This is a genomic window from Pseudomonas sp. ES1 (assembly GCF_050586605.1).
Classification (GTDB): domain Bacteria; phylum Pseudomonadota; class Gammaproteobacteria; order Pseudomonadales; family Pseudomonadaceae; genus Aquipseudomonas; species Aquipseudomonas sichuanensis.
The window spans coordinates 24,207-47,466 of sequence record NZ_JBOBDM010000030.1 but is presented as its reverse complement, the minus strand read 5'-3'; the positions used below and the strand labels follow the sequence as shown (position 1 = coordinate 47,466).

The 23,260-nt window shown below is 65.5% G+C and carries 15 protein-coding genes; 12 read left to right on the top strand and 3 right to left on the bottom strand.

Annotation, left to right across the window (positions count from 1 at the left end; translation table 11 throughout):
* Positions 1–60 precede the first annotated feature (60 nt).
* Together dnaQ and ACQ4N9_RS14300 are read left to right on the top strand one after the other, a co-directional pair.
* Positions 61–816: a DNA polymerase III subunit epsilon gene (gene dnaQ / locus ACQ4N9_RS14305; RefSeq protein ID WP_390969760.1), complete on the top strand. Its 756-nt coding sequence runs from the start codon at positions 61–63 to the stop codon at positions 814–816.
* Between the two features lie 163 nt (positions 817–979).
* Positions 980–3,229: an Orn/Lys/Arg decarboxylase N-terminal domain-containing protein gene (locus ACQ4N9_RS14300; RefSeq protein WP_390969762.1), complete on the top strand. Its 2,250-nt coding sequence runs from the start codon at positions 980–982 to the stop codon at positions 3,227–3,229.
* On the opposite strand, the gene ACQ4N9_RS14295 is transcribed toward ACQ4N9_RS14300, so the two are convergent.
* Positions 3,213–3,431 carry a hypothetical protein gene (locus tag ACQ4N9_RS14295; RefSeq protein ID WP_430933104.1) on the bottom strand — a complete coding sequence of 73 codons (219 nt, stop codon included), beginning with the start codon at positions 3,429–3,431 and terminating at the stop codon, positions 3,213–3,215. The genes ACQ4N9_RS14300 and ACQ4N9_RS14295 overlap by 17 nt on opposite strands.
* A 157-nt stretch (positions 3,432–3,588) precedes the next feature.
* Between ACQ4N9_RS14295 and ACQ4N9_RS14290 the strand changes: the two genes are divergently transcribed.
* On the top strand, positions 3,589–4,149 hold the full coding sequence (locus ACQ4N9_RS14290; protein WP_390969764.1) for an NADPH-dependent FMN reductase: 561 nt from the start codon (positions 3,589–3,591) through the stop codon (positions 4,147–4,149).
* A 127-nt stretch (positions 4,150–4,276) separates the two neighbouring features.
* Here the strand turns inward: ACQ4N9_RS14290 and phnX are convergent, their stop codons facing one another.
* Positions 4,277–5,104 (bottom strand): phosphonoacetaldehyde hydrolase, encoded by an 828-nt coding sequence (gene phnX, locus ACQ4N9_RS14285; protein ID WP_390969766.1) that lies wholly within the window; start codon positions 5,102–5,104, stop codon positions 4,277–4,279.
* Between the two features lie 34 nt (positions 5,105–5,138).
* Positions 5,139–6,245: a 2-aminoethylphosphonate--pyruvate transaminase gene (locus ACQ4N9_RS14280; protein ID WP_390969768.1), complete on the bottom strand. Its 1,107-nt coding sequence runs from the start codon at positions 6,243–6,245 to the stop codon at positions 5,139–5,141.
* A 114-nt stretch (positions 6,246–6,359) separates the two neighbouring features.
* On the opposite strand from ACQ4N9_RS14280, the gene ACQ4N9_RS14275 reads away from it, so the two are divergent.
* The 9 genes from ACQ4N9_RS14275 to ACQ4N9_RS14235 all read left to right on the top strand — a co-directional run bounded on the left by ACQ4N9_RS14275 (position 6,360) and on the right by ACQ4N9_RS14235 (position 23,240).
* Positions 6,360–7,223, top strand: coding sequence for a LysR substrate-binding domain-containing protein (locus ACQ4N9_RS14275; RefSeq protein WP_347148479.1), 864 nt, complete (start codon positions 6,360–6,362; stop codon positions 7,221–7,223).
* Between the two features lie 41 nt (positions 7,224–7,264).
* Positions 7,265–8,275 carry an AraC family transcriptional regulator gene (locus ACQ4N9_RS14270; RefSeq protein WP_125859428.1) on the top strand — a complete coding sequence of 337 codons (1,011 nt, stop codon included), beginning with the start codon at positions 7,265–7,267 and terminating at the stop codon, positions 8,273–8,275.
* 90 nt (positions 8,276–8,365) lie between these two features.
* Positions 8,366–12,889, top strand: coding sequence for an NEL-type E3 ubiquitin ligase domain-containing protein (locus ACQ4N9_RS14265; RefSeq protein WP_390969770.1), 4,524 nt, complete (start codon positions 8,366–8,368; stop codon positions 12,887–12,889).
* Between the two features lie 178 nt (positions 12,890–13,067).
* On the top strand, positions 13,068–17,534 hold the full coding sequence (locus tag ACQ4N9_RS14260; RefSeq protein WP_390969772.1) for an NEL-type E3 ubiquitin ligase domain-containing protein: 4,467 nt from the start codon (positions 13,068–13,070) through the stop codon (positions 17,532–17,534).
* A gap of 150 nt (positions 17,535–17,684) precedes the next feature.
* Entirely contained in the window at positions 17,685–19,331 is a 1,647-nt protein-coding gene (locus ACQ4N9_RS14255; RefSeq protein WP_390969773.1) for an AMP-binding protein, read from the top strand.
* 12 nt (positions 19,332–19,343) lie between these two features.
* Complete coding sequence (locus ACQ4N9_RS14250; protein WP_390969775.1) at positions 19,344–20,111, top strand: SDR family NAD(P)-dependent oxidoreductase; 768 nt, start codon at positions 19,344–19,346, stop codon at positions 20,109–20,111.
* 12 nt (positions 20,112–20,123) lie between these two features.
* A complete protein-coding gene (locus tag ACQ4N9_RS14245; protein ID WP_390969777.1) occupies positions 20,124–21,317 on the top strand; it encodes an acetyl-CoA C-acyltransferase in 1,194 nt (397 codons plus the stop codon).
* Positions 21,318–21,325: 8 nt separating this feature from the next.
* Positions 21,326–22,453 carry an acyl-CoA dehydrogenase gene (locus ACQ4N9_RS14240; protein WP_390969779.1) on the top strand — a complete coding sequence of 376 codons (1,128 nt, stop codon included), beginning with the start codon at positions 21,326–21,328 and terminating at the stop codon, positions 22,451–22,453.
* A 13-nt stretch (positions 22,454–22,466) separates the two neighbouring features.
* Positions 22,467–23,240: an enoyl-CoA hydratase gene (locus ACQ4N9_RS14235; protein ID WP_110994569.1), complete on the top strand. Its 774-nt coding sequence runs from the start codon at positions 22,467–22,469 to the stop codon at positions 23,238–23,240.
* The last annotated feature ends 20 nt before the right edge of the window (positions 23,241–23,260 follow it).

The following is a 23,260-nucleotide window of genomic DNA, read 5'->3' as shown; positions in this document are numbered from 1 at the left end:
CGGGCCCGAGTCCGGTATACTCGCGCCCTGAATTCAAGCACCGCATGTTGGAGTCCCCGCGTGGAGCAGCAGCAAGACAAACGGTTCATCATCCTCGACACCGAAACCACGGGTATGCCAGTGGCCGACGGCCACCGCATCATCGAGATCGGTTGTGTCGAGGTTGTGGGCCGACGCCTGACCGGGCGGCACTTCCACGTCTACCTGCAACCCGACCGCGAGAGTGACGAGGGCGCCATCAACGTCCACGGCATCACCGATGCCTTCCTGGTCGGCAAGCCGCGTTTCGCCGATGTGGCCGAGGAGTTCTTCGAATTCATCCAGGGCGCCACCCTGGTCATCCACAACGCGGCGTTCGACGTTGGCTTCATCAACAACGAATTCGCCCTGCTGGGCCAGCACGACCGCGCCGATATCTCCCAGCACTGCCCGATCCTCGACACCCTGATGATGGCGCGTTCGCGCCACCCGGGGCAGCGCAACAGCCTCGATGCCCTGTGCAAACGCTACGGCATCGACAACTCCGGCCGTGATCTGCACGGCGCACTGCTCGACTCGGAACTGCTGGCCGACGTCTATCTGGCCATGACCGGTGGGCAGACCAGCCTGTCGCTGGCCGGTGACGCTGCGGGCGATGAAGACGGCCAAGGCAGTACCGGCAGTGAGATCCGTCGGATCGCCGGCCGTGCGCCGGGGCGAGTGATCATGGCCAGCGAGGAAGAGTTGCAAGCCCATGCCGAGCGCCTGGCGGCGGTCGCCAAGTCGGCGGGTGGGCCGGCCATGTGGCAGGCGTTGACCGAGCCAGCCGCCAACTGATTCGAAGGCCGGCTGGCCCCCATCGCTGGCAAGCCAGCTCCCACATAGACCGCATGCTGCGCCGCACCCTGTGGGAGCCGGCTTGCCGGCGATCAGGCCGGTACTGATAACACTACACTCGACTACCCTGAGGGAAAAAAGCCCCCGCAGAGGTAGCCGCCTGATGTACAAGGACCTCAAGTTCCCCATCCTCATCGTCCACCGGGCGATCAAGGCCGACAGCGTTGCCGGCGAACGGGTGCGTGGCATCGCGGCCGAGCTGGCCCAGGACGGTTTCAGCATACTCGCCGCCGCCGACTACACCGAAGCGCGTCTGGTCGCCGCCACCCACCACGGGCTGGCCTGCATGCTGATCGGCGCCGAAGGGGCCGGTGACAACAACCACCTGCTGCAGCACATGGCCGAGCTGATCCGCCTGGCCCGCCTGCGTGCGCCGCACCTGCCGATCTTCGCCCTGGGTGAGCAGGTCACCCTGGAAAACGCCCCCGCCGAGGCCATGAGCGAGCTCAACCAGCTGCGCGGCATCCTCTACCTGTTCGAAGACACCGTGCCCTTTCTCGCTCGCCAGGTGGCCCGGGCTGCGCACAACTACCTCGATGGCCTGCTGCCGCCGTTCTTCAAGGCGCTGGTGCAGCACACCGCGCAATCGAACTATTCCTGGCATACACCGGGCCACGGCGGTGGCGTGGCGTACCGCAAGAGCCCGGTGGGGCAGGCATTCCACCAGTTCTTCGGCGAGAACACCCTGCGTTCGGACCTGTCGGTCTCGGTGCCCGAACTCGGCTCGCTGCTCGACCACACCGGCCCCCTGGCCGAAGCCGAGGCCCGTGCGGCGCGCAACTTCGGCGCCGACCACACTTTTTTCGTGATCAACGGCACCTCCACCGCCAACAAGATCGTCTGGCACGCCATGGTCGGGCGCGATGACCTGGTGCTGGTGGACCGCAACTGCCACAAGTCGGTGGTGCACGCGATCATCATGACCGGCGCCATCCCCATCTACCTGTGCCCGGAGCGCAACGAACAGGGCATCATCGGGCCGATCCCGCTCAGCGAGTTCAGCGCCGAATCGATCCAGGCGAAGATCCAGGCCCATCCGCTGGCCCAGGGCCGGGCCGCGAAGATCAGGCTGGCGGTGGTGACCAACTCTACCTACGACGGGCTGTGCTACCACGCGGGCTTGATCAAGCAGGCCCTTGGCGCCAGTGTCGAGGTGCTGCATTTCGACGAGGCCTGGTTCGCCTACGCCGCCTTCCACGATTTCTTCACCGGCCGCTATGCCATGGGCACGCCCAAGGCCGACGATGGCCCGCTGCTGTTCAGTACCCACTCCACCCACAAGCTGCTGGCCGCCTTCAGCCAGGCGTCGATGATCCATGTGCAGGATGGCGCCACCCGTGCGCTTGACCGTGACCGCTTCAACGAAGCGTTCATGATGCATATCTCCACTTCACCGCAGTACAGCATCCTGGCCTCGCTGGACGTGGCCTCGGCGATGATGGAAGGCCCGGCCGGGCGTTCGCTGCTGCAGGAGATGTTCGACGAGGCGCTGAGCTTTCGCCGGGCCCTGGCCAACCTGCGCGAGCACATCGCCGCCGACGACTGGTGGTTCGGCATCTGGCAGCCACCGGCGACCGAGGGCATTCAGTGCCTGGCGGCAGCGGACTGGCTGTTGCAGCCGGGGGCCGAGTGGCATGGCTTCGGCGAGGTGGCCCACGACTACGTGCTGCTCGACCCGCTCAAGGTCACCCTGGTCATGCCCGGGCTCAATGCCGGTGGTGTGCTGGCTGAGCACGGCATACCGGCGGCTGTGGTCAGCAAGTTTCTCTGGGAGCGCGGGCTGGTGGTGGAGAAGACCGGGTTGTACAGCTTCCTGGTGCTGTTCTCGATGGGGATCACCAAGGGCAAGTGGAGCACCCTGCTCACCGAGCTGCTGGAGTTCAAGCGCCATTACGATGGCAATACGCCGCTGCTGCAATGCCTGCCCAGTGTGGTTGGCGAACAGCCTGCGCGCTACCAGGGCCTGGGCCTGCGTGAGTTGTGCCAGCAGTTGCACGACTGCTACCGCGCCAATGCCACCGCCAAGCAGTTGAAGCGGCTGTTCACCAAACTGCCGGAGGTGGCCATGAGCCCGGCCCAGGCGTATGACCGGATGGTGAAGGGAGAGGTAGAAGCGGTGCCGATCGAACAGATGATGGGGCGGGTTGCGGCGGTGATGCTGGTGCCGTATCCGCCGGGTATCCCGTTGATCATGCCGGGCGAGCGGTTCACCGAGGCGACCCGCTCGATCATCGATTACCTGGCATTCGCCCGGGCCTTCGACCAGGGCTTCCCGGGCTTCGTCGCCGATGTGCATGGCCTGCAGCACGAGCACGGCGCGTACACGGTCGACTGCATCAAGGAATGCGAATGATCTCGACGCCGGTCTGGGCCAGTTCGAAACGGTCCTCGCCCAGGTAGTTGACCCGGTCGCCAATGGCCAGGCGGTAGGTGGTGATCGGTGCACCGAGGGTGCTGCCGTCGGCCTGGAGCGTCGACTCCTGGAACTCGTGCACGGGATAGATACGGCCTTCGGCGTCGCGGGCGTGGACCTGGCCGACCATTACTGCTGCCATTTTGGGTGAAACCCTCTGAAACGTTGGGGAAATGTCTGCAGCCATAGACCAGCGAAACGCCTGGGAGTTTTTGCCCGGGCGGAAAAAAATCCAGGGCCCGAGGAACGGTCATCTATAACTAGTACGTCCCATTTCCCACGCAGAGGATGCAAACGCCATGAGCCAGGTCTATTCGGTAGCGGTCGTTGTCGGCAGCTTGCGCAAGGACTCCTACAACCGCAAGGTCGCCCGCGCGCTGTCTGAGCTGGCGCCGTCCAGCCTTGCCCTGAGGATCGTCGAGATCGGCGATTTGCCGTTGTACAACGAGGATGTCGAGGCCGAAGCGCCGCCTGAGGCGTGGAAGCGTTTTCGTGACGAGATCCGGCGTAGCGACGCGGTGCTGTTCGTTACCCCCGAGTACAACCGTTCCGTGCCCGGAGGCTTGAAGAACGCCATCGACGTGGGCTCGCGCCCCTATGGGCAGAGCGCTTGGAGCGGCAAGCCGGCGGCGGTGGTCAGTGTGTCGCCAGGGGCCATCGGTGGCTTTGGTGCCAACCACGCTGTGCGCCAGTCGCTGGTGTTTCTCGACATGCCCTGCATGCAGATGCCCGAGGCATACATCGGCGGGGCGGCGACGCTGTTCGAGGACAGCGGCAAATTGAGCGACAAGACCCGGCCGTTCCTGCAGGGTTTCATCGACAAGTTCGCCTCGTGGGTGAAGCTGAACCGGGCAGTTTGATGGTTTTTGGTTGCCTGCGCTGACGCCTTCGCGGGTGAACCCGCTCCCACAGAGATATCACTGCCTTTGAAGTCTGTGATGTTCCTGTGGGAGCGGGTTCACCCGCGAAGAATGCGACACCGATCTGTCAGAACGCCTGCGGCATCTCGCCCTTGGCCAGCCGGCGGTTGATATCGGCAATCACCTCTGGCAACTCATTGATGGTGTCGATCAGGTAGTGCGGGCGCGAGCTGGCGAACAGCTGGTGGATCCGCTTGCGCTCGCTCTCCAGCTTATCCGCGCTCAGCGCCTGGTAGCCTTCCCAGGTCAAGCCCAGGGCATTGCCGGAGCACACCAGCGCCACGGTCCACATCCCGGCGCGGCGGCCTTCGAGGATGCCCGGCACGGTGTCGTCCACCTTCACGCACGCCGCCACATCGTCGATGCCCAAGGCAATCACGTTGGCCAGGGCCTGGGCCGGCCATGGGCGACCGTTCGGGGTTTCGTCGGTGGCCACCACATGGTCGGCGACATAGCCGTTCTGCGCGGCCAGCTCGACCACCTTGTCCATCACCACCTTCGGGTAGCCCGAGCACGAACCGATCTTCAGCCCGTCCTTGCGCAGGCCGGTCAAGGTGTCTAGCGCACCGGGGATCAGCGCCGAGTGCACGGCGATCTTCTCGATCTGCAGAGGCATGAAGCGTTCATAGATGGCGGTGACGTCATCGTCTGTGGGCGTGCGACCAAACACCTTGCGGTAGCGCTCGGCGATTTCCGGCACGTCGCACAGGGTGCGGATATGGTCCCACTTGCCCATGCCCATCGGGCCGCGAGCCTCTTCGATGGACACTTGCACGTCGAACTCGGCGAAGGCCTCGACGAAGATCTGGGTGGGGGCGAAGGAGCCGAAGTCGACCACGGTGCCGGCCCAGTCGAGGATGGCGGCTTGCAGCTGGGTAGGGTTGCTGTAGTTCATGTGCGCGGTTTCCTGAAATTGGGTAGGCAGAGGGTCAGATGTCCAGCACTTCCATTTCCCGCAGCACCTCGGCCACGGCGTTGACGGCGGCCTGCATGCCGTCCGGGCCGACCACGCCGATGCAGCCGACGCGGAAGGTTTCAACCTGGGTCAGCTTGCCCGGGTAGAGGATGAAACCCTTGGCCTTGACCCGCTCGTAGAAGTCCTTGAACTGGTATCGAGCATCGCTGGGGGCGTGGAAAGTGACGATGATCGGTGCCTGGATCTCGGCGGGGAGGAAGCTCTGCAAGCCGATCTTCGCCATGCCGTCGAGCAGGGTCTTGCAGTTGTCGGCATAGCGCTGGTGCCGTGCCGGCAGGCCGCCTTCCTCGGCGTACTGCTGCAGCGCTTCGTGCAGCGCGGCGACCACGTGGGTCGGCGGGGTGAAGCGCCACTGGCCGGTCTTGGCCATGTAGGCGTGCTGGTCGTGCAGGTCCATGGCCAGCGAGTGGGCATTGCCTTCGGCGGCGGCCAGGGCGGTTTTCTCGGCGAAGACGAAGCCCATCCCCGGTACGCCCTCGAGGCATTTGCCGGACGCTGCGATCAGCGCCTCGAAGGGGATTTCGCGGGCATCGATGGGCAGCGCGCCGAACGAGCTCATGGCGTCGATGATCAGGCGTTTGCCGTGGCGCTTGATCACCTGGGCGATCTCGGCCAGCGGGTTGAGGATGCCGGTGCTGGTCTCGCAGTGGATCAGGGCCACGTGGGTAACGCTTGGGTCGGCGGCGAGCAGACGTTCGACGTCTGCGGCGGTGGTCGGCTGGTCTTCGGCGGTTTCGAAGGTGCTGTACTGGCGGCCCAGTACCTTGCAGATCTTCGCCAGGCGCTGGCCATAAGCGCCGTTGATCAGCACCAGCACCTTGCCGTCACGCGGCACCAGGGTGCCGATGGCCGCTTCCACGGCGAAGGTGCCGCTGCCTTGCAGAGGCACGCAGTGGTGGCTGGCGGCACCGTCGATGATTGCCAGCAGCTGCTCGCACACGCTGGCGGTCAGCTGGTTGAAGTCGCGGTCCCAGGAGCCCCAGTCCACCAGCATGGCTTGGCGGGTGCGGATCGAGGTGGTCAGGGGGCCGGGGGTCAGCAGGATCGGGGCGTTGCTCATTCCGTGGTTCCTCACATGCGGTGGGCTGGAAACTTATGGGGGCTAGGTTGCAATTCGCCGGCCCATCATTCAAATTGTTTGTTGTTATGCCAGCCATAAGTCAGGCCGATAGATATGAACCTGTTCCAGCTCCGCGCCTTCGATGCCGTGGCCCGTGAGGGCAGCTTTACCCGCGCCGCCGAGCGCCTGTTCATCAGCCAGCCGGCGGTCACCGGGCACGTCAAGGCGCTGGAGGAGCACTACCAGATCACCTTGCTGCGGCGCACCGCGCGGCGGGTCGAGCTGACCGAGGAGGGCACTCGGCTGGCGGCCATCACCCGGGCCATGTTCGGCCTTGCCGAGGAAGCCCAGGCGATGCTCGAGGCCAACCGCCAGTTGCTGACCGGGCGCCTGGAGGTGGCCGCCGACGGGCCGCACCGGGTGATGCCGATGCTGGCGCTTCTGCGCGAGCGCTACCCCGGCATCACCGTCAATCTGCGCCTGGGCAACGCCCAGGAGACGCTGGCCGCGTTGCTGTCCGAACATGCCGATGTCGCGGTGCTGACCGAGATCGAACCGCGCAAGGGCCTGCACCTGCAGAGCCTGTGCGAATCGCGCCTGTGCGCGCTGTTGCCGGCGGGGCATGCCTGGGCCAAGGCTGACGGCGACCTGCCGCTGTCCGAGCTGGACAAGCAGATCATGGTATTGCGCGAGCCAAGCTCAACGACTCGGCGCACGTTCGACAAGGCCTGTGCCGAGGGCCGTGTGCAGCCACGGGTGCTGCTGGAGCTGGACAGCCGTGAGGCGGTCACCGAGGCAGTGGCGGCCGAGTTGGGCATCGGCGTGGTGTCGTCCACCGAGGTTGCCCATGACCCAAGGGTGGTGGCGCGCCCCTTGAGCGGCGCGGGGCTGGTCAACCAACACATGATCGGCTGCCTGGAGCGACGCCGCGAACTGCGCCTGATCCAGGCGTTCCTTGGTCTGGCTGCGAGCGTCTGACAAGCCTTAAGATGGCGGCCACAGAGCACAATGGATCGTCGATGAGCGAGAAAGACACCATCTCCATGCAATTGGTGCGCGAAGCGCTGTTGCAGACCTGCCCGGCCGGCGAGCCGGACGCGGCGTTGCTGGCCGGCGCCGGGATCGACGCGCAGCACCTCGACCTGCCCCAGGCGCGGGTGAGCGCCGACGCCTATGCCCGGCTCTGGCGGCTGCTGGCGCGGCGCTGCAACGACGAATTTTTCGCCATGGACCCGCGCGGCCTGCGCAGCGGCAGCCTGGCGTTCCTGTGCCGCGCGGCGATGATGCAACCGACCCTGGCCGACGGCCTGCGCACAGCCCTGGACTTCCTCGGGCTGATGCTCGAAGACCTGCAGCCGGGCCTGGTGCGCCAGCAAAGCCTGGCCGAGATCGTCATCAACGAACCGCGCGATGAGCCGCGCCGGGCCTTCACCTATTTCACCTTCTGGATGATCGTGCACGGCGTGGCCTGCTGGCTGGCGGGCCGGCGCATCCCGATCCTGGCCATCGATCTGCGCTGCGCCGAACCGCCGTTCTGTGACGATTACCGGGTGATGTTCTCGGAAAACCTGCAATTCGAGCGCCCGCGCACGCGCATGATCATCGCCGCCGACTGCCTCGATCTGCCGCTCAAGCGCACGCCTGAGGAACTGCAACGTTTCCTCGCCGAGGCGCCGGGCAACATCCTGGTCAAGTACCGCGACCCGGCCAGCCTGGCCCGGCGCATTCGCCACGACTTGCTGCAACTGGCGCCCGCACAATGGCCCGATGCCGAAAGCCTGGCCCGGCGCTTGTGCCTGTCGCCGTCGACGTTCAGGCGTCGCCTGGCGGACGAAGGGCAAAGCTACCAAGGCCTGAAGGACAGCGTGCGCCGTGAATTGGCCGTGACCTGGCTGGGCGAGGTCGAGCCCGCCATGGGCGATATCGCCGAACGCCTGGGCTTTGCCGACAGCAGCTCGTTCTACAAGGCGTTTCGCAAGTGGTTCGGCTGCAATCCAGGGCACTACCGGCAACTGGTCATGCAGGGGTAGCGCTCGAACAGGTGACGGCGTTTCCCGCTGTGATCGAGCGCTGAGGCTGTAGAGGGTGGACGTCCCTTAATCATGCAGGTCGTCCCACCCATGGCAGTTACAACTCCAACCATCACTCCCCTGACTCCCGAACAGTTGACCGATGGCTTCATCGCCGCGAAGTTGCCGGCCTGGCTGCGCACAGGATCGGCCGAGCAGGTCCGCACGCTGTCCTCACGCTTCAAGGCGCACGCTGACAGCGGCAAGGCGCTGGCGGCACTCGAGCGGTCGCTGGTGTCGCCGCAACGCTTCGCCGAGCAGGCATTCGAACCCTTGATCGGCGAACTGCTGCCCGCAGGCCCAGCGCTCGCCAGGCTCGACTGGCTGGAGCTAAGGCGCCGGTTTCGAGTGCCTTTGGGGGGCGGTCTGCCTGAGGACGAGATCCACTACTTGCGCTATCCGGCCTTGCTGCGGCTGATGCAGGGGTTCGCCGCCGATGCGTCGTTCTACAAGGGGAGCGGGCTGACTGCCAGTGCAGGTGAAGCGCTGCTGTTCGAGGACCTGGACTCGCTGGTCACGCAGGTCAGGGCGCTCGAGGTAGGGAAACGCTACCAACAGCTTTTGCAGCAGGCCTTTACCAGCGAAGCTCGCGCGTTGCTTACGGCGCACCACCGCACGGGCTTCGCCCTGAGTTGCGAGCTGGGGCTCATGCAGGGCTGGATCAGTGCCGAGGAGCACGCAGCCCTGGGCCGCCTGCTGCCATCGGCGCCGCACGCGTCCTCGGCGCCTCTGGCTGCCTACGCCGGTGAGTTGCAGTTGCTCGGCTGCAAGATCGCCAACGGCCTGAAGATCCAGCTGCGCAACGAGCAGGGAGAGGACAGTGGCGTGGTCCTGTACCTGCCCACTGACCGGCAATGCCCTCTGCGACGGTTCGATTCGCAGTTGCAGCTGCAAGCATTCCTGGCCATGGAGCTGAGTCGGGACGATGCGCGCCAGCAATTCTACCCGCTGGTCGGCCTCGATCAGCGCGCGGAATTCGTCACTACCCTCACCATGCGCTTGCAGGACGATGTGCCTGATCTCGAGGTGCAAGGGGTGGTGGCGGTTGGCGATATCTTCGCGGCGCTGGCGCAGTCCCAGGTCGAGCGTTTCGAGGCGGATGCGCGGGTACTGCTGGTATCGAACGAGGCAGTCGACCATAAGGCCGCCGAGCAACGCCTGGAACGCTGGAAGTCTGTCGGTTGGGCGGCACTCGGCCTGGTCGGCCTGGCGGTGCCGGTTGTCGGGCTGGTGCTATTCGGCAAGCTGGTCGTCGATCTGCTCGGTGAGGTTTATACCGGTATCGAGGACTGGTCCGAAGGCCATCAGCATGAGGCCAGGGAGCACCTGCTGCATGTGGCGCAAACCGTGCTCGTCACCGCGGCGACGGTGGCCGGCGCCGGCGCAGTGGCGCGCAGTTTCCAGGGCAGCGCGTTTGTCGACGCGCTGGAGCCGGTGCCGCTCTCGGCAGGCGGCGAACGCTTGTGGAACGACGACTTGAGTGTCTACGAGTCGGACCCGGGCCCGGCGACGCTTGGGCAGGATGGTCTGTACGCGCACGCGCAGCAGCGCTGGCTGCGCATCGGTACTCGCTACTACGAAGTGCATCAGCCTGCGCCGGGCCAGGCCTGGCGCTTGCGCCACCCCGATGCAGAGGGTGCCTACGAGCCGCCGCTGGAACACAATGGCGAGCGGGGCTGGCGCCTGCGCCAGGAGCGACCGCTGGAGTGGGATGACAGCACCGACATGCTCAACCGGCTCTGGCCCCATGAACCTCCGTTCGATGCCGCGCAGGCCGATCGCATCCTGCGGACGGCGGGCATGGACAAGGACGAGCTGCGGGGTTTGTGGGTGGAAAACCGTCCCACGCCGGTCAACCTGCGTGACACCCTTCGGCGTTTCGAGGCCGACGCCAGGCTGGTGAAACTCTTCGTTGCCCTGCGCCAGCCTGATTCGAGCCTGGAAGATGACCAGGTACTGGCGTGGTGCCGGAGCCGCGACGACATGCAAGGCCTGGACGATGCCGCCATTGCCGAGGACCTTGCCGGACGGCAGGCTGAGTTGCAGGGGGCACTGCTTGAGCATCTGTCCACCCAGGCTGCGCCGCTACAGGGCTTGGCGGCCCTTGTGCGGCGTGATTTCCCCGGGTTGCCGCATGCGTATGTCGAGGAGGTCGCACGTGAGGTCGATCCTGAGGTGGAAGAGCAGGCACTGGCCGAAGCGCGCCTGCCCTTCGCATTGGGCAAGCGGGCCCGGGCCTTGCTCGAGCTGTCGCGCGCCAACCGCGCTGTGGAGGGCCTGTACCTGCGCAGCGCTTGCTCCAGCGAGACGGCCGAACTGGTCATCGCATTGCTCGGACGCCTGCCCGGCTGGCCCAAACGCCTCAACCTGGAGTTGCATGACGGTTCCGAGAACGGCGCCACACTGGCGATTCTTGATCCGCAAGGGCCGAGTGCCGGGCGCCTCGTGCTGTTCACCCGTAACGGGCGCTTCTGGCTCTACGACAGTGCAGGCCGCCCACGGCAGGAGGATGTGGCAGAGCCCGGCGGCCTGTTCGAGGCACTTGCGGCCTTGCTCAAAGAGTCGGACCGCCGGGCCCTGAAGTTCGACGACAGCGACCTTGCCGAGCAGTTGCGCAATGCGCTGATCGAGCAGTTGCCGGCGACACGCAGCAGTGTGCTGGCGCGCCTGGGTTGGCGCGTGTCCACGCCATGGTTCAACCCGGGCCGGCGCCTGGCCGATGGGCGTGTCGGTTACGAGCTCGGCGGGCGCTCCTCACGTCCGTCCACCGAGCGGTTGCGACAGCGAGTGCGGATGCTGTACCCCAGTTTCGATGCCGGTGAGGTGGAGGGCTATGTTCAGGGATTGCAGCGTGACCATGAGCGGCCGTTCGAAGTGATCGCCCGGCAGGAGCGCAATTACTCCGACCTCGACGAAACACTGCGGCACTGGGCCCACGCCAATACGCAACTGCAGGTTCGTCGGGTCCGTCTGCAGCTCGCCAATCGCTTGCGCGCCATCTGGCGTTTCGAGGGGGAAGTTGCGCGTGGCGCGCAAAGGCGGGCTGACGGCATGCGTCTGGACATCAGCGGCTGGCGTATCGGCAGCCTGCCGGACTTGCCAGCGGATATCGATTTTGGCCATGTCACCGAGTTGACGATGGTGCGCATGGGGCTGACGTCGGTGAATGGCAACTTCCTGCATGTCTTCGACTCCCTGAGTGTGCTGAACCTCAACGGTAATCGGATCGGCGCAATACCGCCTTCGCTTGCGCGGCTCACTGGCCTGCGTAGCCTGTTGCTGCTGTCGAACCAGGTGCGCATGACCGACAGTGACCAGCAGGTGCTGGCCAGTCTGGGCAACTTGCAGGTCCTGGATCTGAGCCTCAACCCGATTCGCCGGTTGCCTTTGCGTTTCGACCGTCTGCCTGAATTGACGACATTTCGGGCCAGAGGGTGTGGGTTGCTCGATATGCCTGACGGCATCGAGCTCTGCGCCTCCCTGCGTACAGCTGACCTGAGCAACAACCGCATCAGCAGTGTGTCGGAATCTCTGGCTGCCCAGCCATGGTCGTTCCGGCGGCGCCTGAACCTGGTAGGCAATCCGTTGGACCACCAAGCGATGGAGCGTCTGTATCGGGTCGATTCGCAGCACGCGTTTCTGCTGGGCTTGGAAGAGGGTGAGGAAGTGGCCCCCGAGCCGGGGGCGATCATGCAGCGCTGGCTGGCGCTGGACAAGGGCACGCGCAACGACCAGGCCCGTAAGCAGTTGTGGACAAGACTGCGAGCACTGCCAGGCAGTGCTGGCCTGTTCGAGTTGCTGCGCAACCTGACGTCGACACCGGACTTCGTGCGAGCGCCGGGTTACATGTCCGAGCAACTCTGGCCGTTGCTTGAGAGCATGGATCAGGATGCGCAGCTGCGTGAGCAAATCTTCTTGCACGCCGATGAGGTGCGCGGCTGTCATGACAGCCATGCGGAGCGCTTCAGCCGCTTGATGATCCACGAGCTGGTGTACAAGGCCAACGCTCTTGGTGCTCTGGGCGAAGGTGGTGACGGGCTGCTGTTGTTGGCGAGGCAATTGTTCCGGCTGGACAAGCTGGACGAAATCGCCGCTGAGGACGTTCGTCAGCAAGATGCGGCGCTTCGCGCTGACGATCCGCAATCGGCAGGCGTCGATGCACTGCAGGTGATCCTCGGCTATCGCACTTCGCTGGCTAGCGAGTTGAACTTGCCGAACCAGCCGCGCAACTTGCGCTTCGAGAGCCTTTCGCATATCGAGGCGACGCAGAAGGCCAAGGCGTTGGCTGAAGTCAAGGCGGCAGAGGCGTCCCCGGCGCTGGCGCAAAGCATCAGTGGGCGGGATTTCTGGCGCACCTACCTGGAAAAGCGCCATAGCGCTGCTTTTTCGGCGTTGGCAGAGACCTTCTCGCGGTATGGAAGCGAGCTTGACGATGAAGCCTCGGCCTTGGACAGCCAGGAGTACAGAGAACGTTGGGATGCGCTGGTCAGTGGGCGTGCTTCGGCAGAACAGGCCTTGGCGCTTCGGCTTACCGAGGAGGCCCTCGAGCATGAGGCCGATGGCTCGCTCACCTAGGGTGCAACACTCGACCGGGTGTGTTTCCCGCTGATCCGCCGCACGTACAGCGGGCAGGGTTGTCGCTTCCATTCCTCAGGAAGCGACAACCATGTCCGGCACGACCACCCCCTCCGCGACAGACACGTTCATTGCACAACAACTGCCTGTATGGCTCAGATCCGCCAGAGTCGATCAGTTGCAAGCCCTGCGGGCGCGCTTCCTGGCACACCGAGCGACCCAGGATCGGCTTGCCGAGGCCTGGCGCCAGATCGAGTCGCCGACCGATTTCGCCCGGCCACTGTTCGAGCGCATGCTGTCGCGCGGGCTGGGTATCGCGCAGCCGTTGGAGATCCTGTATTGGGAGGAGGTTTTTCAGAGTTTCAAGCGTGATACTTCGCCGTTCCTTCCCGAGCTCTCTACGCCAGGCGGCACGATAACCCAGGTCACGCTGCGAGAGCCGGCGTTGCAGCGATTGCTGCAGAACTTCGAGCAAGGCCAGTCGTTTTTCCCAGGCTCCGGATTTGCGCAAGGGGCGGCGCTGCAGGGGCAGGGGCCGGACCTGCCGTTGCCGGTGGCGCTGGAAAAACTGGTGGAGCAGTGCCGTTCGCTGGATGTCGGCAAGCGTTATCAGGAGCATCTGCAGGCCAGGTTCGATGCCGACCTACGGCAACAGATGGCCGACGACGGGCGTCTGGGGCTGGGCGTTGCCGCTCAGATTGCAGCGATGAAGCAGGAAATAGACGAGGACGTATTGAGCCTGTTGCTCAAGGCCTGCGACGGGCAATTGATCACCCATCCGGACAGCGCGTTCATCAGCGTGCAGACACTGGATTTGCTGGATTGCCCGATCGATGGGGCGTTGCTGTTCGTCCTCAGCGATGACCTGGCGGGCACCGCCATCAAGGGGTTGGTGTGCTATCTGCCTGGCGCCCCGCAGGCTGTGTTGGAACGCTACGATTCCTGGACGCACATGAACGCCGGCTTGGGCAACCTGGCGACGCAGCCGGCATTCCAGGAATATCTGTTGCAGCGTGTGGCGCTTGGCCGGCGAGCGCGATTCATCACGACGTTACGCACCCGGATGCAGGACAGCACCCCTGACATGCAACCCCGCGGCAAGGTGAGCCGCGGCGACGTCTTCGCTGCCCTGGCCCAGAGACAGGTCGAGCGGATCCTGCAGGATGCGTGCTTGCTGGTGGTGCCCACTCAGCAGGTCGATGCCGCGGCGTTCAGGCGGCGACGCGAAGAGCTGGAAGAGGTGGGCCTGACGCTGCTCAATCTGGCCGCATTCTTCGTACCGGGGGTTGGGGAGCTGCTACTGGCGAAGATGCTCCAGGAAACGCTGTCGCAGGTATATGAAGGGGTTGTCGACTGGAGCAAGGGGCGTGATCACGAAGCCTTGGAGCATCTTCTCAATGTGGCGCAGACGGTGGTCGGCAACACCCTGGTGGCAGGCGGCGCGGTGGCGGCGCGACGTTTCGTCGGCAGCGCCTTCGTCGATGGCCTGAAGCCGGTCACGGTCATGCCGGGCAAGGAACGGTTGTGGTCGGACGATCTGCAGCCCTATCGCACTGCAGGCCTGCCAGGCAGCGCCGCACTCACCGAACGTGGCCTGTACGGCGATGGGCAGCGCCATTGGTGGCGAGATGCGGATGACTACTACGAGGTCCACCAGGCCCGCCCCGGTGCCAGCTGGTCCCTGCGACACCCTGGCAATGTCGCTGCCTATGGCCCCGAGCTGGTCGGCAACGGCGAACGCGCCTGGCGCCTTGCTCATGATGAGCCTCGAGCGTGGAGCGGCAGCGGGCGCATGCTCGGGGTGCTGTGGCCAGGGGCGCAGGCCCGTTCGCCAGCGCAGGTCGCGCAGATCCTCAAAGTCGCCGGTATCGACGAGGACGGTCTGCGTGGATTGCTGGTGGAAAATCGTCCGTTGCCCGTCACCTTGCGCGACACCCTTGAGCGGTTCGAGGTGAGTGACGCCATCGAAGCTTTTTTCACGGCACTGGGCAGGGGCGAGGTGCCGTCCGGGTCCCGCGAGTACTTGGCGTGGTGCTTGCCCCAGCCCGAGATCGCGGGGCTGCAGGAGGTCGAGCAGCGTGAGGCGATACTGCTGCACGCCCGAGCCTTGCGTGGCAGGCTGCTCGAGCACTTTGCGGTCCGCTACGTACCTCCAGACGCGTTGCTGGGCCTGCTCCAGCGTGACTTTCCAGGTTTGCCCGACGCCTATGCCGCCGCCGTGCTGCGCGAAGCCACCACGGCTCAGCGCCAACGCATGAGCGAAGAGCGGCGAGTGCCACTGGCACTGGCGGAGAAGGCCCGTGAGCTGCTGGGCGAAGCGAGGCTGACCCGCGCACTGGAAGGGTTCTACCTCAAAGACAGCCACTGCGACGAAACCTGCGCTCTTGTGCTTTCACTGCTGTCGCGCCAGGCTGCATGGCCGCAAAGCATCAACCTGGAAATACGCCAGGGCAGCGACAGCGGGCGCCGCCTGGGGCTCATCTACCCTGAAGGGCAGCCTGGGCTGTTGACCACCCTGGTGCGCAATGAGGGGCGCTACCGGTTGTACAGCGACGGCCGCGCCTCGCAAGTCGAGGTAGACGAGCCCAGGGGCTGGGAGCAGGTGCTGCTGGCCGTGCTGGCGCCGAGCGAGCGGCAACGCCTGGGCTGGACTGGGGATGACGCCCCGGCCAAGGTTCGCCAGATGCTGCAACAGTCGTTGCCGTCCTCGCGTCGAGACATAGCGGTATCCGTTGGCATTTCACCCGGTCGGCCCTGGTTCAACCCTGGCAGGCGCATGCCCGATGGGCGCGTGGGTTATCCGCTCAATGGGCGTGGTAGCTCCACCCCGGCAATGCAAAGCACATTCCGCGCCCGGGTGCGCGCGCTGTACCCCGGCATCGAAGAGACCGATCTGGAAGCCTGGATGGCGGAGTACCGGCAATCCCATTCGGTGGCGTTCAGTCGTCTGCTGAGCCATGAGCAGCAGTATCGAGATCTGGAGGGGAGCCTGCAGGGGTGGGTGAGCGAACAGGCCGAACATCGAACGGCGCGCCAGCGGGTCGCCCAGCAGATCAGCCGTGCGTGGCAGATGCGCGCAGAGCGGTTGGTCGACATCCAGGGCAGCGGTTTCGGCATGCGCCTGAGCCTGGTCGGGGAGCCCATCCATGGCTTGCCCGACATGCCAGCGGGCGTGAGCTTCCCCCACGTCACCGAACTGGTGCTTGTCCAACTGCAGCTTCAGTCACTGCCGACACGCTTCTTGGAGTGCTTTCCCAATACCCGCTGGTGCAACTTGAGCAACAACCGCCTGACCCGGTTGCCAAGCGGACTGGGCCTGATGACCCGCCTGAATGAACTTCAGTTGAACAACAACCGTATTCGTCTGGACGTGCAGTCTTCGGAGGGGATACAGCCCCTTGGGCAGTTGCGGCTGCTGGACGTGAGCGACAATCCGCTGGGGCCTGTCGACCTGCGGCTGGACCAGCTGCACCGCCTGCAAGAGGTGTATGCACGAAACTGTCGGCTGCAGCGCCTGCCGCCCGACTTGCTGTGGAGCGGTTATCTGGAGCTGGCGGATTTGCGTGACAACCAGATCGCCATGCTGCAACCGATCGTTTTCCAGACACCCTACAGCTTCCGGCGGGCTTTGCTGCTGGCCGGCAACCCCTTGCCCGTCAGTACCCATGCTCGGCTGATGCAGCGAGGCAGCGCCGTGCTTGAGCCGGTCGATGAGGGGGCCGCTGGCGGCACGCAGGAGGTCACTGTGGAACAGGCCCGGCAGATCTGGGTGGGCGGTGAGGATGAAGCGCTGCGTGAGCGCCGCCAGCAGCAATGGGACGTGCTGGCGGCCGAGCCCGAGAGTGAAGCGCTGTTCCAGTTGTTCGCCGAACTCACCGGCACCAGTGACTATCGTGAAGCCCGTGAAGACCTGGGCAACCGCTTGTGGGACATGATCGAGGCCGCGTCGGAGCAGAGCACGTTGCGTGAGGAACTGTTCAACTGGGCAGGTTCGGGACGTACCTGCGTGGACAGTGTGATCGGCTGCTTCAGCGATCTGGAGGTGCGTGTCCAGGTGGCGCAGATACTGCGTGACGCAGACGCAGGGCAAGCTGAGGGCAAGCGCCTGGAGATGGCGCGGCGGCTGTTCCGCCTGGAACGGCTGCAGGCTTACGCCCGTGCTGACCTGCCACGGGTGGAGCGTGCCTTGCGCAGGCAGTACCCGGACGAAAGCGTCGATGAGATCGAAGTGGACCTGGCCTACCGGGTCGGTCTTGCCGAGCGCCTGTCATTGCCGCGCCAACCCAGGACCATGCAGTTCAGGGCCATGGCTCACGTCAACGACGAGCATCTCGCGGATGCCGAGCGCAGCGTGCGTGCCGCCGAGTCGGATGGAGAAGTACTGGCACGCTTCATCAGCCAGCGCGATTTCTGGCAGGCGTACCTGAAACAGCAGCATGCGACCAGCCTGGATGAGGTCCAGGAACCTTTCTTCGCTGACCTGGAGCGGCTGGATGAGCGGCGGATAGCGGGTGAAGTCAACGAGGGTGAGTACCTTGCGCAGGCTGACACCTTGCGTCGGGCGCTGCTGGAGGCCGAGCAGGCCTGGTACCTGCGCTTGACCCGGGAAGCCCTGGCCAGGGTGGCGCCCGGCGAGCGCAGATGACGGTTTGCTCGCCCCTGGCTCGCCAGCCTTGCGCAGCGGCCAAACCGGTCATCCAGATTGACGCCTTTGGCCATTGCTGCCGCCTGACAGCGGCGCGAACATCGTCGGACCGATTAAGCACTCCAACAATAACAATCCAGGAGTCCGACGATGCGCGATTACGCCGAGGCCGCCCGTTCCTTCGATCATGTGCAGGCCGTGCAAGCGTCCCTGCACGGCACACTTGACGCTCTGAATGCCTGCGTCGAGTGCTGCGACCGGCATGTCGGTGGCGACCGGGCCGCCCTGATCTGGGAGGATCGTGACGGCAACAGCGGGCGCTACACATTCGAGCAGTTGCAGGGTTTGGCGGCACGCTTGGCCAATGTGCTCAAGGCCCAAGGTGTCGGCGCTGGTGATCGGGTGGCCGGGCTGATGCCGCGTACACCTGAACTGCTGGTGACCATCCTCGCCACCTGGCGAGTGGGCGCGGTCTATCAGCCGCTGTTCACCGCCTTCGGCCCCAAGGCCATCGAGCACCGCCTCGAACAGTCCCAGGCCCGGCTGGTGGTCACTGACAGCAACAATCGCGCCAAACTCGATGACGTCGCCGACTGCCCGGTGCTCATCACGGTCGGTGCGCGCGCTGGCGAGCTGGACTTCCACCAGGCCCTCGACGCGGCGGACAGCCACTGCGAGCCAGTGATGCGTACGGGTGACGATGCCTTCCTGCTGATGTTCACCTCCGGCACCACCGGCCCGGCCAAGCCGCTGGAAGTACCGCTGCGCGCCATCGTCGCCTTCCAGGGCTACATGCGCGATGCCATCGACCTGCGTGCGGACGACCGGTTCTGGAACCTGGCCGATCCGGGCTGGGCCTATGGTCTCTACTACGCCGTCACCGGCCCGTTGTCCCTGGGCCATGCCACCACCTTCTACGACGGCCCGTTCAGTGTCGACAGCTGTGCGCGGATCATCGACAAGCTGGGCATCACCAACCTGGCCGGTTCACCCACCGCCTACCGCCTGCTGATCGCCGCCGGGGAGCAGTTCTCGGCACCGGTCAAGGGCCGCCTGCGGGTGGTCAGCAGCGCGGGCGAGCCGCTCAATCCGGAGGTGATCCGCTGGTTCGCCGACGAGCTGGGGGTGACCATTCACGATCATTACGGCCAGACCGAACTGGGCATGGTGCTGTGCAACCATCACGCGCTGGAGCATCCGGTACACCTGGGCTCGGCCGGTTTCGCCATCCCCGGTCACCGCATCGTGGTGGTGGACGAGCAGGGCCTTGAGCTGTCCGCCGGCCAGCCGGGCATTCTTGCGGTGGATCGCGAGCAGTCGCCGCTGTGCTGGTTCGCCGGCTATCACGGCTTGCCGACCAAGGCTTTCGTCGGCAAGTACTACCTGTCCGGCGACACCGTCGAGCTCAACCAGGACGGCAGCATCAGCTTCGTCGGCCGTAGCGACGATGTGATTACCACCTCCGGCTACCGGGTCGGCCCGTTCGACGTGGAGAGTGCGCTGATCGAACACCCGGCGGTGATCGAGGCAGCGGTGATCGGCAAGCCCGACCCGGAGCGCACCGAGCTGATCAAGGCGTTCGTGGTGCTGGCCAAGGGTTACGCGGGCAGCCCCGAGCTTGAGGAAACCCTGCGCCAGCACGTGCGCCAGCGCCTGTACGCCCACGCCTACCCGCGTGAAATCGAATTCGTCGGCGAGCTGCCCAAGACCCCGAGCGGCAAGCTGCAACGCTTCATCCTGCGCAACCAGGAAATCGCCAAACAACAAGCCGCGCAGCCGATCGCTGCGGGCGCCTGAAGGAAATCCGCCATGCATATCCAGAACAAGCACTTCATCGTCAGCGGCGCGGCCTCGGGCCTGGGCGCCGCCACCGCGCACATGCTCATCGAAGCCGGCGCCAAGGTCATGCTGGTCGACCTGAACGCCGCCGCCGTCGAGGCCAAGGCCCGCGAGTTGGGTGACAACGCCCGCTTCGCGGTGGCCGACATCAGCGACGAGCAGGCCGCCAAGGCCGCGGTCGATGCTGCCGTCAGCGCCTTCGGCAGCCTGCACGGGCTGGTCAACTGCGCGGGTATCGTCGGGGCCGAGAAAGTGCTGGGCAAGAACGGCCCGCACGCCCTGGGCAGCTTCGCCAAGGTCATCAACGTCAACCTGATCGGCAGCTTCAACCTGCTGCGCCTGGTTGCTGCGGCCATGGCCGAGGGCCAGGCCGACGAAGGCGGTGAGCGTGGGGTGATCATCAACACCGCCTCCATTGCCGCCTACGACGGCCAGATCGGCCAGGCCGCCTATGCCGCCTCCAAAGGCGCGATCGCCAGCCTGACCCTGCCGGCTGCCCGTGAACTGGCGCGCTTCGGCATCCGCGTGATGACCATCGCCCCGGGCATCTTCGAAACCCCGATGATGGCCGGCATGACCGAGGAAGTGCGCGCGTCCCTGGCTGCCGGGGTGCCATTCCCGCCGCGCCTGGGCCGTCCGCAGGAATACGCCGCGCTCGCCCGCCACATCATCGAGAACAGCATGCTCAACGGCGAGGTGATCCGCCTCGACGGCGCGCTGCGCATGGCTGCCAAATAAGGAGCAATGAACATGACCCTCGCCAATGATCCGATCGTTATCGTCAGCGCCGTGCGCACGCCCATGGGTGGCCTGCAGGGCGACCTCAAGAGCCTGACCGCGGCGCAACTGGGCAGCGCGGCGATCCGCGCCGCCGTGGAGCGCGCCGGCATCGATGCCGCCAGTGTCCAGGAGGTGTTGTTCGGCTGCGTGCTGCCTGCGGGGCAGGGCCAGGCCCCGGCACGCCAAGCCGCCCTGGGCGCCGGCCTGGACAAGCACACCACCTGCACCACCCTGAACAAGATGTGCGGCTCGGGCATGCAGGCGGCAATCCTGGCCCATGACCAACTGCTGGCCGGCAGCGCCGAGGTGATCGTCGCCGGTGGCATGGAGAGCATGACCAATGCGCCCTACCTGCTGGACAAGGCCCGTGGCGGCTACCGCATGGGCCACGGCAAGATCATCGACCACATGTTCATGGATGGCCTGGAAGACGCCTACGACAAGGGCCGGCTGATGGGCACCTTCGCCGAGGACTGCGCGCAGAACGGCGCATTCAGCCGTGAAGCCCAGGACAACTTCGCCATCGCCTCGCTGACCCGGGCGCAGGACGCCATCAAGAACGGCCGCTTCGCTGCCGAGATCGTTGCGGTGGAAGTCACCGAGGGCAGGGAAAAGCGCGTGATCAAGGATGACGAACAGCCGCCGAAAGCGCGCCTGGACAAGATCCCGCAGCTCAAGCCGGCCTTCCGCGAAGGCGGCACGGTGACCGCGGCCAACTCAAGCTCCATCTCCGACGGCGCCGCGGCACTGGTGCTGATGCGTCGCTCCGAGGCCGAGAAGCGCGGCCTCAAGCCGCTGGCGGTGATCCACGGTCACGCGGCTTTCGCCGACACCCCGGCGCTGTTCCCCACCGCCCCCATCGGCGCCATCGACAAGCTGATGAAACGCACCGGCTGGGACCTGGCAGAGGTCGACCTGTTCGAGATCAACGAGGCCTTCGCCGTGGTCACCCTGGCCGCCATGAAGCACCTCGACCTGCCCCACGACAAGGTCAACATCCATGGCGGCGCCTGTGCCCTGGGCCACCCGATCGGCGCCTCGGGCGCACGCATCCTGGTGACCCTGCTGTCGGCGTTGCGCCAGAACAACCTGCGCCGAGGCGTGGCGGCCATCTGCATCGGCGGTGGCGAGGCCACGGCCATGGCCGTCGAATGCCTGTACTGAGGTGAGCCATGTTGGTAACTGACGAGCAACAACAGATCGCCGACGCCGTGCGGGCTTTTGCCCAGGAGCGCTTGAAGCCGTTCGCCGAGCAATGGGACAAGGAGCACCGCTTCCCCAAAGAGGCCATCGAGGAAATGGCCGAACTTGGCCTGTTCGGCATGCTGGTGCCAGAGGAGTACGGTGGGAGCGACACGGGCTACGTGGCCTACGCCATGGCTCTGGAAGAAATTGCCGCGGGTGACGGTGCCTGCTCGACCATCATGAGCGTGCACAACTCGGTGGGTTGCGTGCCGATCCTCAAGTTCGGCAGCGAGGCGCAAAAGCAGCAGTTCCTCACGCCGCTGGCCACGGGTGCGATGCTTGGCGCGTTTGCCCTGACCGAACCCCAGGCCGGCTCCGATGCCAGCAGCCTGAAGGCGCGCGCGCGCCTGGACGGTGACCACTACGTGCTCAACGGCAGCAAGCAGTTCATCACCTCCGGGCAGAACGCCGGGGTGGTGATTGTCTTCGCCGTCACCGACCCTGACGCCGGCAAGCGTGGCATCAGCGCTTTCATCGTGCCCACCGACGCCCCCGGCTACCAGGTGGCGCGGGTCGAGGACAAACTCGGCCAGCACGCCTCCGACACCTGCCAGATCGTCTTCGACAATGTGCGGGTGCCGGTGGCCAACCGCCTGGGCGAAGAAGGGCAGGGCTACAAGATCGCCCTGGCCAACCTCGAAGGCGGGCGCATCGGCATCGCCTCGCAGGCGGTGGGCATGGCCCGCGCCGCCTTCGAGGTGGCCCGCGACTACGCCAACGAACGCCAGAGCTTCGGCAAGGCGCTGATCGAGCACCAGGCGGTGGCCTTCCGCCTGGCCGATATGGCCACCAAGATTGCCGTGGCCCGGCAGATGGTGCTGCATGCCGCCGCCCTGCGCGATGCCGGGCGCCCGGCGCTGGTGGAAGCTTCGATGGCCAAGCTTTTCGCCTCGGAAATGGCCGAAAAGGTCTGTTCGGATGCCTTGCAGACGCTCGGTGGTTATGGCTATCTGAGCGACTTCCCGCTGGAGCGCATCTACCGCGATGTGCGGGTTTGCCAGATCTACGAAGGCACCAGCGACATTCAGCGCATGGTCATTGCGCGCAATCTTTGAAGGAGCAGTCTGCATGGCATTCGAAACCATCCTGTTGGACATCCACGGCAAGGTCGGCCTGATCACCCTCAACCGCCCGCAGGCGCTCAACGCCCTGAACGCGCAGATCGTCGGCGAGATCAACCAGGCCCTGGACCAGCTCGAGCGTGACCCGAACATCGGCTGCGTGGTGCTCACAGGCTCCGCCAAGGCCTTCGCCGCTGGCGCCGACATCAAGGAAATGGCCGACCTGAAGTACCCGCAGATCTACGTCGAAGACCTGTTCAGCGACGCCGACCGCGTCGCCAACCGGCGCAAGCCAATCATCGCCGCGGTGTCCGGCTTCGCCCTGGGCGGTGGCTGCGAGCTGGCGATGATGTGCGATTTCATCCTGGCCGCCGACAACGCCAAGTTCGGCCAGCCGGAAGTCAACCTCGGCGTGCTGCCGGGCATGGGCGGCACCCAGCGCCTGACCCGCGCGGTGGGCAAGGCCAAGGCCATGGAACTGTGCCTGACCGGCCGCCTGATGGGGGCCGAGGAAGCCGAACGGGCTGGCCTGGTGGCGCGCATCGTGCCGCAGGCCGAGTTGCTGGAGGAGGCGCTGAAGGTGGCCGCGACCATTGCCAGCAAGTCGATTCCGGTCAGCATGATGGTCAAGGAGAGCGTCAACCGCGCCTTCGAAGTGACCCTGAGCGAGGGCGTGCGTTTCGAGCGCCGGGTGTTCCATGCGGCGTTCGCCACCGAGGATCAGAAGGAAGGCATGGCGGCGTTCATCGCCAAGCGCGAGGCGCAGTTCAAGGATCGCTGAGGACGGGAACGGGCGCCGCA